This is a genomic window from Hymenobacter sp. FMD4 (genome assembly GCF_058932745.1).
In genome coordinates this window covers 62898-76117 of record NZ_JBZYWH010000003.1, presented here as the reverse complement: position 1 = coordinate 76117, position 13220 = coordinate 62898, and the positions used below count along the sequence as shown (strand labels likewise).

At 57.4% G+C, this 13220-nt stretch carries 11 protein-coding genes; 7 read left to right on the top strand and 4 right to left on the bottom strand.

What is annotated here, in order from left to right:
* The first annotated feature begins 124 nt into the window (after positions 1–124).
* The 3 genes from AC5FXY_RS04165 to AC5FXY_RS04155 all read left to right on the top strand — a co-directional run bounded on the left by AC5FXY_RS04165 (position 125) and on the right by AC5FXY_RS04155 (position 2105).
* The gene (locus AC5FXY_RS04165; protein WP_493555377.1) at positions 125–934 is read left to right on the top strand and encodes a transporter; all 810 of its coding nucleotides are present in this window, start codon (positions 125–127) and stop codon (positions 932–934) included.
* Positions 935–1043: 109 nt separating this feature from the next.
* On the top strand, positions 1044–1382 hold the full coding sequence (locus tag AC5FXY_RS04160) for a hypothetical protein (protein ID WP_493555376.1): 339 nt from the start codon (positions 1044–1046) through the stop codon (positions 1380–1382).
* A gap of 267 nt (positions 1383–1649) precedes the next feature.
* The gene (locus AC5FXY_RS04155; RefSeq protein WP_493555375.1) at positions 1650–2105 is read left to right on the top strand and encodes an META domain-containing protein; all 456 of its coding nucleotides are present in this window, start codon (positions 1650–1652) and stop codon (positions 2103–2105) included.
* A gap of 54 nt (positions 2106–2159) precedes the next feature.
* On the opposite strand, the gene AC5FXY_RS04150 is transcribed toward AC5FXY_RS04155, so the two are convergent.
* The 3 genes from AC5FXY_RS04150 to AC5FXY_RS04140 all read right to left on the bottom strand — a co-directional run bounded on the left by AC5FXY_RS04150 (position 2160) and on the right by AC5FXY_RS04140 (position 7385).
* Complete coding sequence (locus tag AC5FXY_RS04150; RefSeq protein WP_493555374.1) at positions 2160–2906, bottom strand: hypothetical protein; 747 nt, start codon at positions 2904–2906, stop codon at positions 2160–2162.
* Between the two features lie 228 nt (positions 2907–3134).
* Positions 3135–3896 (bottom strand): hypothetical protein, encoded by a 762-nt coding sequence (locus AC5FXY_RS04145; RefSeq protein ID WP_493555373.1) that lies wholly within the window; start codon positions 3894–3896, stop codon positions 3135–3137.
* Between the two features lie 15 nt (positions 3897–3911).
* Positions 3912–7385: a pyruvate carboxylase gene (locus AC5FXY_RS04140; RefSeq protein ID WP_493555372.1), complete on the bottom strand. Its 3474-nt coding sequence runs from the start codon at positions 7383–7385 to the stop codon at positions 3912–3914.
* Between the two features lie 322 nt (positions 7386–7707).
* On the opposite strand from AC5FXY_RS04140, the gene AC5FXY_RS04135 reads away from it, so the two are divergent.
* A complete protein-coding gene (locus AC5FXY_RS04135) occupies positions 7708–8421 on the top strand; it encodes an SDR family NAD(P)-dependent oxidoreductase (RefSeq protein ID WP_493555371.1) in 714 nt (237 codons plus the stop codon).
* A 122-nt stretch (positions 8422–8543) separates the two neighbouring features.
* On the top strand, positions 8544–9869 hold the full coding sequence (locus tag AC5FXY_RS04130; protein WP_493555370.1) for a cryptochrome/photolyase family protein: 1326 nt from the start codon (positions 8544–8546) through the stop codon (positions 9867–9869).
* Between the two features lie 70 nt (positions 9870–9939).
* Here the strand turns inward: AC5FXY_RS04130 and AC5FXY_RS04125 are convergent, their stop codons facing one another.
* Positions 9940–11007: an OmpA family protein gene (locus AC5FXY_RS04125; protein WP_493555369.1), complete on the bottom strand. Its 1068-nt coding sequence runs from the start codon at positions 11005–11007 to the stop codon at positions 9940–9942.
* Between the two features lie 160 nt (positions 11008–11167).
* Here AC5FXY_RS04125 and AC5FXY_RS04120 point away from each other — a divergent pair, with 160 nt between their 5' ends.
* Together AC5FXY_RS04120 and AC5FXY_RS04115 are read left to right on the top strand one after the other, a co-directional pair.
* Positions 11168–11806, top strand: coding sequence for a TetR/AcrR family transcriptional regulator (locus AC5FXY_RS04120; RefSeq protein WP_493555368.1), 639 nt, complete (start codon positions 11168–11170; stop codon positions 11804–11806).
* Entirely contained in the window at positions 11806–13152 is a 1347-nt protein-coding gene (locus tag AC5FXY_RS04115; protein ID WP_493555367.1) for an ABC1 kinase family protein, read from the top strand. The genes AC5FXY_RS04120 and AC5FXY_RS04115 overlap by 1 nt, the downstream gene beginning before the upstream one ends.
* The last annotated feature ends 68 nt before the right edge of the window (positions 13153–13220 follow it).

Below are 13220 nucleotides of genomic sequence, written 5' to 3'. Positions count from 1 at the left end.
GCTAGCCCAAACTATATTCTTTGAATAAACCAATTATAAATACCATTAATCACTTGAATCACAATAATAACCTTTTGATGATCTTATTATTGAACGGAAGCTCTGGAGTTACTGTCGGAACTGCATGCGCATCACATTCTTGCTGACCGGTGCCCTTGTAGCGGGCGGGACTAGCCCCATTTTAGCTCAGACCTCGGACCCAAGCGTCAATCAGGACGCACCCTTCGTGCGCAACATCCGGCCCGACCGCCCCGGCCAGACGATAACCACCAGCATGCTCCGGCCGGGACAGTTTGGTGTAGAGCTTGGCACCCAACGCCAACTGCCCACCAGCGGTATAGCCCGCACCCTCTCCAGCAGCTTAGTGCGCATTGGCTTCTTCAACCACATGGAGCTGCGCCTCACGCAGGCCTTCCAACACTCTTCGCCGCGCCCGGTAGGCGAAGCCAACCGACCTATGCCGGCAGGGCTAATGCCCCTAACTGTGGGCGCCAAGTGGCTAGCTTCTACCAATCAGGATGCACGCTCGCAAGTGGTAGCACTTACTGAGCTTACACTGCCTAACACCGGCGACAAATCCTTGAACCTCATCAAACCTGTAGCTGCAGCTCGCGTGCTTGTGTCGCAGCAGTTGGGTCAGCGGTTTGGCCTAGAGGGTAATTTAGGTTTCAGCCAGAGCGGTTTTCGGGCTGCCGATACCAAGCAAGGCCAGTTTTTGTACACCTTGGCCATCAATGGCCCAATAGGCAAACGGTTTGGCTTCTTTGCCGAGGGTTACGGTTTAGGGCGTTCGGCCTACACACATGGCACAGCCGTGGGGCTAAATTGGCTTCCGATGCCTGGCCTGCGGCTGGATATAACAGCTGGGCGCACGCTATCCGGTATTGGAGGCAATTCGTTTGGCGCAGGATTCAGCATGCGTTTGCCACGCTAATTCGGTGACTTCTGACGAGGCCTTAGCGAATTCACATCATCGTGTGATTGACGGGCAATAGACAATAAACCTAGTTTTGTCCCATCTCGACAAAGCTTAATCCAGCTACATGCCTTATACTCTTCTTCGCTTTGCCCTGTTATTTGCCCTCCTGCTGATAGGTTACGCCACGGCACATGCGCAAACGGCTCCGTCCATCAGCCGCCGTACCATAACAGGCTTTGGCGACCCTGAACCATTGGCTCCGCGCTACCCCGCGGCTCAAAGCGCCACTGAGCCAGAGGCCCGAGCGCAGTCCTTCGCTAAGGCGTACAGCAAGTTATTCATTCAGTCCTCGGAGCAGGGAACGGACTCGCACGAATCGAAGCTGATCCAATCAGTAGTGCCGCCGGCACCTGCCAAGCCCGAGGATACTCCTCTTCCCCACACCCTGCCCGGCAGCTTTTAGGGTTTCCGATTGGACCGAATACCCTCTCTCATCTAGCCACGTTATACTTACTACTCTTAGCGGTTTGGTGGTTATTAGCTGTAGGCCCCGTTAAGCAGCGTATCGTTGCGGGTATTGGTCCAACAAGGTCACCCAACGACACGGCACGCGGTGAAGCAATACTAGCAGTACCATAACCACGTTATGAATGATTACAAAGCTGATTTAATCAAACCCGAAGCTTATGGCCAGAGTTTAGCCAGGTAATAATTCAACTTACCTAAACTCATGCGCCTGAGTATTTCTTTGCTTCTGCTTGCCTTAGCCAGTGCTTGCCGCTCTGCTTCGGCGCCCGAACAGGTACCCACGGCTGCGTATCCCGATGCCCCTCTGCGTAATACGCGCTGGGTGCTTCATCAACTTGGCGACGAGCCTGTAAGCCCACTCGCCGCCAATGAGCGGGAGCAGTTTCTGTTACTGCGCAACGATGAAACCCGGGTTGAAGGATTTGCAGGCTGTAACCGCTTTTTTGGCCCCTTTGAGCAATCGGGCCCTTCCCAAATTCGCTTTTCAGGCTTGGCTTCCACGCGGATGGCTTGTCCACGAATGACTCAGGAGACCCGCTTCCTTGATGCCTTAAACCGCGCCAGTCATTTCCAAATAAGCGGTGATACCCTGCGACTTTATTCTGGCAGTACGGAGGGCAGCGTTGTGGCCCGGTTCCAAGCGGTATACCTACACTAAAAAGCGCCGCTACCTCCCGGCAACGGCGCTTTCATTGCAAGCTTTTGCAATCTGCTATTTCGCTTTATCAACCGCACGAAGCATATCAATTGCGTCCTGCTCCGTTTTGACGTCCCCCTTGACCGAACTAAGCTCAGCTTGTAGAGCCGGAGCCGCCGACAGCAAACCTTTACGGGTAAGCTTCAGCTCGGCAACGCTGCCATCCGGCCGGCGCAGGAAATAGGACGAGCGGTCCACGAATTCATCGAAACGACGGTCGCTGGAATAGCTGCCCTGATAATCGGCTTTAATCAAATTTTTGCGCGGCAGTTTGAGCAACGCGTAGCTTGGTCCTTGATGTAGCACCTCCACAAATGCGCTGCGTTGACTAACATCGGGCGCATCGACAAACAAACGAAACACCCGGCTGTCCTGTCCGGGCAGTGCGGGGGCCAGCACAAATTCCGTTACCCGAGTAGCATCCAGCCACAGCGAATCTTTACCTCCGTTGGGCCGGATAATCAAGTAACGCCGGTATACATCGTAGCGGGCCGGCACGTTCTCCACGTAGCGCTTGTCCGTCAGCACAATGTTGGCCGGTGTCCAGCCTTGAGTAAGGTATGGCGAGCCTTGCACGCCCGCATACCGGTGGTCAAAGGAGAAGAAAGTTTGAAATTCGTTGGTGTGGATGTTGGTCTTGTTAAGGTTAGCCGGATTAGTAGGTGCTACTCGCCCGCCTTGTTGAGCCAAGGCCGAGGTGGTTAGTAGCAGACAGCCCACCGATACCAAAAGTGTAAGTCGAGCAGAGCAGGGAATAATCATTGGAGTAAGGGCCTGATAGCATGGAGAAACGCTGCAACTTAGCACCTGTTGCCCTATATACAAACTTTTAGGTGCCTACCTCACGGCCACCGCCCATTCCAGATTCAAACGTTTTGCAAACCCGGTGAGCAAGGAAGTCAGCCACTCACTTGGCGCTAACTCCACAAAAGAACCGGCCACGTGAGCAACGTGGCCGGTTCTTTTGTGGGGCTAACGTCTGTGGCTTTATCACGGCTTAGCATCAAGTGCTGCTATAGCTTCGCGCAGGTCATTTTCCGTTTTGATGTTGAGCTTGAGCTGCTGCAGCCGTTGCGCATCGGCGGAGGGCAATACTGCCTCCAATGCTTTTTGATTGGCTTTCACCTTCTCCAGCTTGCCCCCAGGCACCCGTAGGTATAGTTCCGATACGTCGATCAGCTCGTCGTAATTGCGACCGGTGTCGAAACCTCGCGGAGTAGCAGGCTTTTTGAGCAGGCGCTTGCGCGGTAGCTTATACAATGTATAGCTCCCTTCAGGACGGGTGTAAAGCACTTCCACGAAAGCCTCTTTGACGGCAACAGTAGCGTCGGATAGGCGCTGGTATAACCGTTCACGCTGAGTGGTCCCACCACCGGTTGTCGGTTGCGTGTCGATCAGTACAAAACGGTCTACCTGACTTAGGTCCACCATAATAGAGTCCTTGGCGGAGCGTAAAGCCAACAGCCGTTGCGCGTAAGCATCATACTTCAGCGAAGCATCGTTGGCCTGTACGCCGCGGCGCAGGTACACCACGCCGGGGAGCCAACGGGGCACCGTGTAGGGAGTTCCTTTGAGCTCGGCATAGCTGTTGTCGAAAGCCATGCCCGTCGAGAAATTTCCTAGGTTACCCAATGACCTCAGGTTGTCGGCCCCGGGCTGACCACTGCTAAGCACAGCCGACTGGGCGCCGGTTTGCTGAGCCAGCGCCGGTGCTGTACCCAGCAGCAGTACAAGGAGCCCGACGGTTTTCATCGCTACAACGGCAGGTTAGTTTACACTTTGTGGAGCCAGTTCACTAAGAGTCAACACCAAATCATCGGTATTTACCAAAGTACCCTCGCCTAAGTTAACAGCCAGCACGTTAGCATCTTCGGTTGCCGTAATGGTTGTTTCCATCTTCATGGCTTCGATGATAAACAAAGGCATGTTGCGCTTCACCTTCTGACCGTTCTCTACCAGCACTTTGGACAGCAAGCCTTGCAACGGCGCTCCAATCTGCCGGGGGTTGTTCTTGTCGACTTTGGGGTTTGATACCGTCTTTACCTCCACAGACCGGTCACGGATTTCAAGGTTGCGCGTCTGCCCGTTCAGCGTGAAGAATATGGTGCGGCAGCCATCGTCATTCACCGTTCCCACTGACTGCAGGCGCACGATGATGCTCTTGCCGCGGGCAATGTCGATGATGGTTTCTTCGCCGGGTCTCAGGCCGTAGAAGAATACACGCGTAGGCACCACCGATACATCCCCGTACTGCTGCAGGTGCTTCCAGTACTGCTCAAATACCTTCGGGTAAAGCAGCCACGAGAGCAGATCGGTGAAGCGGGCGCCAGGGCCAAACTTTTCCTGGAACCGCTCCCACTCCTTCTCAAAGTCGATGGGCTCAAGATGCTCATTGGGACGGTCCGTGAAGGGGGCCTCGTCTTTGAGCACAGCCTTCTGCAGTTCTGCTGGCCAGCCGCCTTCGGGCTGTCCGATGTCGCCGCGCAGCAGGTCGCGCACCGATTCGGGGAAGCTGATGGTGTCGCCTTTGGTCAGGACGTCTTGGGCAGTTAGGCCGTTGGAGACGAGGAACAGCGCCATGTCGCCCACTACCTTCGACGAAGGCGTCACCTTCACGATGTCACCGAATAGCTCGTTGACGTCGGCAAAGGTCTTCTTGATCAGCTCGAACTTATCGAGCAGGCCCAGCGCGGCGGCTTGCGGGCGAAGGTTGGAGTACTGCCCGCCGGGAATCTCGTGCTGAAACACCTCCGAAGTGCCCGCCTTCAGGCCCGATTCAAACGGGTAGTAGTAATCCCGCACGGTCTCGAAGTAGTTTGAGAATTCGTTTAGGCTCTCCTGGTTGTACTCCCGGTGGCGCTCGGTGCCACGCAGCATCTCTACCACGGAGTTGAAATTGGGCTGCGACGTCAGGCCTGACAATGAGCCCAGGGCCACATCGATTACATCAACTCCCGCTTCTACGGCCTTCAGGTAAGTAGCCGCCTGCAACGACGACGTGTCGTGGGTGTGCAGGTGAATCGGAATGCCCACGGTGTCGCGCAGGGCAGTGACCAGTTCGGTGGCGGCGTAAGGCTTCAGCAGGCCGGCCATGTCCTTGATGCACAAAATGTGCGCGCCGGCCTCCTCAATCTGCTTGGCCAAGCGCAGGTAATAATCGAGGTTGTACTTCTGGTTGCGTTTAGGATCCAGAATGTCGCCCGTGTAGCAGATGGCAGCCTCGGCCAAGCCCTCGGTTTTGTTACGCACGAAACTGATGCAGGACTCCATGCCCTTCATCCAGTTCAGCGAATCGAAAATGCGGAACACATCGACGCCGGTTTCCCAGGCTTGTTGCACAAAGCGCTCCGTGAGGTTGTCGGGGTAAGCTTTGTAGCCTACGCCGTTGGCCCCACGGATGAGCATCTGCAACAGGATGTTGGGCACGGCGGCGCGGATTTTGGCCAGTCGGTCCCAGGGGTCCTCGTGCAAAAAGCGCATGGCCACGTCGAACGTGGCGCCACCCCATACCTCCATGGAGAACGTTTGGGGGTGCATGCGGGCGTAGCGGTCGGCCACCTTCAGCATGTCGAAGGAGCGCATGCGGGTAGCCAACAGGCTCTGGTGCGCGTCGCGGAACGTGGTATCGGTATAGTGAATCTGCTTGTCGGCGCGCAGCCACTGGGCAAAGCCCTCGGGCCCGAGCTCAGTTAGCTTCTGCTTGGTACCGGCTGGCATGGGCCCGGTGGGGTCGTAGTGCGGCAGCGTAGGCTTGGGCAGCTCCCGTTTCGGATCAACGAGGCCCTTCACGTCGACATTGCCATTCACGATCAAGTCGCCGAGGAATTCCAGCAGACGCGTGCCGCGGTCGAGGCGCGGCTTGAAGCGGAACAATTCCTGGTGGTCTTTGATAAAGTCCACGTTGGCCTCCCCGCCCACGAATACAGGGTGAGAAATGATGTTCTGCAGGAACTGGATATTGGTGTGCACCCCGCGCACCCGGAACTCATCCAGGGTGCGCTGCATCTTCTGAGCGGCGCCTTCCAGCGTGGGCGCGTGCGCCGATACTTTCACCAGCAACGAATCGAAGAAGGGCGAAATCTTCACGCCCTGGTACACCGAGCCCTGGTCCAGACGAATGCCGAAACCACCCGCCGAGCGGTACGCCACGATGGTGCCGTAGTCGGGCTTGAAGTCGTTTTCGGGGTCTTCGGTGGTGATGCGGCACTGAATGGCGTAGCCGACTTTCAGGGGCTTTTCGCCGTTATCGATGCCGATTACGGGGTCGGACAGCTTGCGGCCGTCGGCAATGTGGATCTGGGTTTTGATCAGGTCCACCCCCGTAATCATCTCGGTTACGGTGTGCTCTACCTGAATGCGCGGATTTACTTCGATAAAGTAGATGCGGTCTTCCTCGGGGTTGACGAGAAATTCCACGGTGCCCACGTTGTTGTAATTCACGGCACGGCAAATGCGCAAGGCATAGTCGTAAAGCAGGTGCCGCATGTGGTTGGGCAGGTTCAGCGACGGGGCCACTTCCACCACTTTTTGGTAGCGCCGCTGCACGGAACAGTCGCGCTCGTAGAGGTGCACGATGCTGCCGTGCATGTCGGCCACAATCTGCACCTCGATATGCTTGGGCCGCTCCACGAATTTTTCGAGAAATACCGTGTCGTCGCCGAAGGCCTTCTTGGCTTCATTCCGGGCCTCGAAAAATCCCTTTTCCAGCTGCTCATCGTCGCGGATGACGCGCATGCCGCGGCCGCCACCGCCCGAGGCCGCCTTCAGCATCACCGGGTAGCCGATGCGGTGCGCCTCGGTCAGGGCCGTTTCAAAATCCGTCAGGTCTTGCTCGCTGCTTTGGATGATGGGCACTTTGCATTCCACCGCTACGCGCTTGGCCGCTACTTTATCGCCGAGGGCTTCCATTACCTCCGGGCGGGGGCCTACGAAGGTGATGCCTTCCTCGCCGCAGCGCCGGGCAAACGTGGCGTTTTCCGAGAGAAAGCCATAGCCCGGGTGAATAGCATCGATGCCGTTGGCCTTGGCCACCCGCAGAATTTCTTCGATGTCCAGGTACGGCTTGAGCGGATCTTCGTCACGGCCCACTTGATAGGCTTCGTCGGCCTTGTAGCGGTGCAGCGAATACCGGTCCTCGTAGGTGTAAATGGCGACGGTTTGGATGCCCAATTCGGTGGCAGCGCGCAGCACGCGAATCGCAATTTCACCGCGGTTGGCGACGAGTAGTTTGCGGATGTTCATAACTCGGTTGTGGGAATGAGGGGAATGAGGCAGGTTGGTCCGAAGCTACGGAAATGGCCGTGTTTAGGTCGAGCTTGATCCTCGACACGCACACCATTTTTGCGTCTTTAATATATACTAATCAAGCAAGAGCATATTGACTTAAAGCAAGTTATATGCTATCAAAAAATCTGACACCTGTTGCAAAATCGACTAGCAAAGCCGCTCGCTAGTAAATATTTATTAACAAAAGGGTTCTTCCCGCCTTTACTCCTCTAACGCCGCTACAAACCTTACGGCAGTGGCGGGGTTGTTTGCCCGTTCCGCAACTCAACCCAAGGGCATGGATTTTTCCGGCAAAACCATTCTGGTCGTTGGTGCCTCGTCGGGCATCGGTCTGGCCACGGCCCGCCTGCTGCACAAGCAGGGCGCCACACTCTTTACCGCCTCTCGTCAGCAGACCGATGAGCTGCAGGCCCTCGGTGCCACCCATTTTACTTTGGATGTCACGCAATTTCAGGCTACTGCCCTCGAAGCCCTGCCCGAGGTGCTGCACGGCGTGGTTTACTGCCCCGGCAGCATTTTGCTTCGGCCGTTTGAGCGCCTTGGCGCCGAGCAGTTCCGGCAGGATTACGAGGTGAATGTGGTGGGCGCCGTGCAGGTGCTGCAAGCTTGCATCAAACGCCTGAAAAAAGCCGACCAAGCCTCGGTAGTGCTGTTTAGCACCGTTGCTGCTTATAACGGTATGCCCTTTCACGCCAGCATTGCCGCTGCCAAAGCCGCAGTTGAGGGCCTTACCCGCTCCTTAGCCGCCGAATATGCCGGCAGTGGTGTGCGCGTAAATGCTTTGGCGCCGTCCCTTACCGCCACACCCCTAGCCGCCGCCCTGCTCAATACCCCCGAAAAGCAGGAGGCCGGTGCCAAGCGCCACCCATTGCAGCGCGTAGGCTTACCTACCGACCTTGCCGAAGCCGCCACATTCCTGCTTTCCGATGCAGCCAGCTTCATGACCGGGCAGGTGCTTCGCGTGGATGGAGGCTATTCTACGCTGAAGTAAGTGGCAAAACAGGTAGGCAGGAGCTGCGAGCCTCATATCCTCAGCGCTCCTGTTGTACCTACTATACCCTTTGGGTCTGTTTTCTATCAAGCTGTTTACTTCTTTCTCCTGCCTGGAAACTCATGTCTAGCAGCATAGCCCTGTTCTGGCACCGCCGCGACCTGCGCCTGCACGATAACGCCGGCCTTGCGGCTGCCCTGCGAAGTGGCCTGCCGGTGGTGCCGCTGTTTATCTACGACACCGATATTCTTGACCACTTGCCACGGCCGCACGATGCACGCATCACCTTCATATATGATGAAGTAGAGCGCCTGGCTCAGCGGACAGAAGCCGCTGGAGGCACCTTTCTGGCATATTATGGCCGCCCGGTCGAGGTATTTCGTCAGTTGCTTAGCCAGTTCGCCATCGGGGCGGTATTTACCAACGAGGACTACGAGCCCTACGCTAAGCGGCGCGACGGGGAAATAGCAGCTTTTCTGCAAGAGGCTGGCGTGACCTTCACGGCTGTGAAAGATCAGGTCATCTTCGCCAAGGACGAAATCCTAACCAAATCCGGCACCACCCACAAAAGCTTCGGGCCGTACCGCGACACATGGCTGGCGGCGCTGAAGCCCGAATCGTTGCGCTCCTACCCTTCCGCCCCGTTGGTCAAGGCTGAGCGCTTGGGCAAGTTGCCCGAGGTGCCGGAGCGCCTGACGCTGGCAGCCATGGGTTTCGAACGATATGAACAGTACGTCCCGGTTGCCGAGCTGCCGGAACCCGAGCTGGTGCGCAATTACCACGTCTCGCGCGACCGGCTGGGCTTGGTGAACAGCAGCACGCGCCGCTCGGTAAACCTGCGCTTTGGCACCCTGAGCGTACGCGAGCTGATGCGGCAGGCCCAGGAGTTCAACGAGAAGCTGCTGGCCGAGCTGGTGTGGCGCGACTACTACATGATGTTGCTCTGGCACTACCCCGATACAGCCGAAGAAAGTTATAACCCACGCTTACGTCACGTAGCCTTTCGCAACAACGAAGATGAATTCCGGCGGTGGTGCGAGGGGCAAACCGGTTTCCCCTTGGTCGATGCCGGCATGCGCGAGCTGAACCAGACGGGCTTTCTGCACAACCGGGCCCGCATTGCTACGGCCAGCTTTCTGACCAAGCACTTGCTGATTGACTGGCGCTGGGGCGAGCGGTATTTTGGCGAAAAACTCCTCGATTACGACTTGGCCCTGAACGTGGGCAACTGGCAATGGGTAGCGGGCACCGGCGTGGTAGCGGCGCCGTGGTTTCGGGTATTCAGCCCCGACTCGCAGCTGCAGAAGTACGACCCTAGGCTGGAATACGTGCGACGCTGGGTACCGGAGTACGGCACTCCGGCTTACCCAGCCCCGATGGTCGACCATAAGTTTGCCCGTGAACGGGCCATAGCTACGTTTCGGGCCGCCTATCAAGCTGCGGTATAAAAGGCTAAAAGACAAAGCGCCGCCCATGTAAAGCCCATTACAGGGCGGCGCTTTGCGTTGAGCTAATTTTCTATTTTTCCAGCACCTTGATGCTGAGGCGGCGGTTCATAGCCCGGCCCTCCTCGGTAGTGTTGGGTGCAATAGCGTAGCGCGGCCCATAGCCCCGCGCATCAATGCGGCGCGGGCTGATGCCCATTTCGACGAGCATGGCCCAGGCCGTCTGGGCGCGGGCCTCGCTTAGCTGCTTATTGACTTTGTAAGTACCGAGGCTGTCGGTGTAGCCGCCCAGCTTCACACGGGCCTGCGGGAAGGCGCGCATCAGGGCAGCCACGTTGCGCAGCTGCGCCATCGATTCTTTGGTGAGGGTAGCCTTACCGGTATCGAAATACACGCGGTCGAAATTCAACCAGCCGTGGGTGAGGTCGATAGTATCCACTTGCGCAGCTGGGTCGCTCAGAAACCGGTGCAAGTGGCTCTCTATAGAGTTGACGCCCACACCCTCGATGCGGCTCCCATTGGGCAGCTTCAGCGTGGTGGGTGCTCCGGTTTCGTATATGTAATTGCCGCTCTTGGGGTCGTAGTGGCCCACCACTACCGGCGCCGCTCCCTTTGCCGCTGGCTTATGTGCGTAGTAACGCGGATAGCGGTTAGGTGCGTAAGCCGTGGCTACTGGTACTGGAGCTGCACTGGCTGAGGCCGGAAAAGACGACTCTGGCGCTCCACCACCGCGCAAGGGCGCGTAGGAACGGCGCACCGCCGGCGGCGTTACTGGCTTGGGAGCCGGCGCAGTAGCCCCGGGTTTATTTAAGATAAAGGTGAATTCGGCAGGCTTCTCGGCCGTAAGCGTCAAGCCTTCCACTGCCTTTGGAGTATAGCCTTCCTGTTCAACACGGACATTGTATGGACCACCGGCTGGCAGATTAGTAAGGGCGAAGCTCCCGCCGGCGTCACTAACCGTACTACGGCGAGTGCCGCTCGGCACGTGCACGGCCGTTACCGTAGCATTGGCTACCACGTGGTGGTCATTGGACTGTACGCTGCCGCTCATACGGACCCGCCCCGACTGGGCAGCGGCATCAACAAAAGGCAGTAAACAGAGAAATAAAATTAAGCGAAACACGGGTAGAAATTGGATCATGTCTAATGCGGCAGAATCGTTCAAATATACCAACGCTTAACAGTATACTACTAAACTAATATTCAAATTTATCGTCTTGCTTCGTTTGCTTTACCGCACGAGCTTATGCTACTACTAGTGCAGGTAACTAAACCATGCGGACGGTGGTTATTTCACTGCTATGGAGAAAGACCGCATCAAGCAGGCGTACCTTGATTACGTGCTGCGAAAAAACACCCCGCCGGCCTCGGTATTCAAGCTGACCCAAAAGCTGGGCATTCCGGAGGCGGAGTTCTACCGCTTCTACCCCAACTTCGCGGCCATCGACCGAGAAATCTGGGCTGATTTCGGCCGTCAGGCCCGCGAGCAGGCTAGCAAAGAGCCGGTATGGCCTGAGTATAGCGCCCGGGAGAAGCTGCTCGGGTTTTACTTTACTCTGCTCGAAATTTTAAAGCAAAACCGCAGCTATGCCCTGCAGTCGTTGCGGCGCTACATGCCTGAGCTACCCGGCTTCACGCCCCGCGTGCTCGATGATTTTCGGCAAGACTTTGAGGCTTTCGTAGGTGGTATTTTACGGGCCGGCCAAAACACGGATGAAATAGCGGTGCGCCCGGTACTGCAGCATCAGTATCCGCGCTTGTTTTGGCAGCAGGCACTGTTCGTACTCGGTTTCTTTGCCAAGGACGACTCCATAAACTTTGAGCGCACCGATGCCGCGGTGGAAAAAGCGGTACGGCTGAGCTTTGACTTAGTTGGCCCTAATACGCTGGACTCGGCGCTGGACCTGGCCCGCTTCCTGTTCCAATCCCGCCCGCGCTAATGAATGACCATCCCAATGGCTCCGCTGCGGATTCCGTGGCTGGCCCGTCGCAGGTATCGCTGCCCACTACGAAAGTGGCCCGTGCGGCCCGTTTTGCCAAGACCGGCCTGAAAGTAGGGGCCAACTACGTAAAGCACTACGCCAAACGCGCTGCCGGCGCCGACGTCAGCACCGAAGATCTGCACGCGGCCAACGCCGCCGAGCTGTACGGTACACTAAGCCAGATGAAGGGCTCGGTGCTGAAAGTGGCCCAGATGCTGGCCATGGAGAAGAACATTCTGCCCGCGGCCTACGCCGAGCAGTTTGCTCAAGCCCAGTATCAGACGCCGCCGCTATCGGGGCCGCTGGTGGTCAAAGCCTTTCGCGATGCTTTTGGCAAGTCGCCGTACGAATTGTTTGATGAGTTTGATTCGGCCGCCCGGCAGGCCGCCAGCATTGGGCAAGTGCACTACGCCCGGCGCGGTGGCCACGCGCTGGCGGTGAAAGTGCAGTATCCTGGCGTGGCCGATAGCATTCGTTCCGACATCCGATTGGTGAAGCCCATCGCACTGCGCGTGCTGGGCCTGGATGAAGAGCAGGTCCGCCCATACATGGAGGAGGTAGAGACACGCCTGATCGAGGAAACTGATTACGCCCTGGAGCTTCGCCGCGGCGAAGCCATGGCCAGCCGCTGTGCCCACTTACCGCACCTGCAATTTGCGCGCTATTACCCCGAGCTATCGGCCCCGCGGGTGCTTACCATGGACTGGCTGCCCGGCCAGCACCTGAAGGAATTCCTGCTGACCGAGCCTAGCCAGCTGGTTCGAAATCAGCTCGGCCAAGCCCTGTGGGACTTCTACATGTTTCAGCTGCACGAGTTGCGGCAGGTGCACGCCGACCCGCACCCGGGCAACTTCCTGCTAAGCACCGAAGCGGGTGGTACGGTAGGCGTGCTGGATTTTGGCTGCGTGAAAGACATTCCGGCCGATGTACACCGTCTGTTCACTGCTCTGCTGGCTCCTGAAACGCTGCACGACGAAGGCCGCCTGCTGGCGCTGCTGGAAGAAGCTGGCGTGCTGCGCCCTTCCGACCCACCCATGCTGCGCCAGCTGTACCTGCGCACCCTGCACGATTCCCTAACGCTGGTGGGGCAGCCGTTCCGCCAACCGACCTTTGACTTCGGCAATCCGGCCTTTATGCAGGCCCTCTACGCCCTCGGCGACCAACTGATGCAGCAGCCCGAGCTGCGACAGCAGCGTGAGCCTCGTGGTTCGGAGCACTTTATTTACCTGAACCGCACTTACGTAGGCCTCTATGCCCTGCTAACAGAGCTGAAAGCCGTGGTTCAAACTGGCGCGAACGGTTGATATTCCCATCAATGTTTCGGGCCCGGGCACTGAAGTTTGCAAGGCCTAGGCCCGAAACATATTGGATG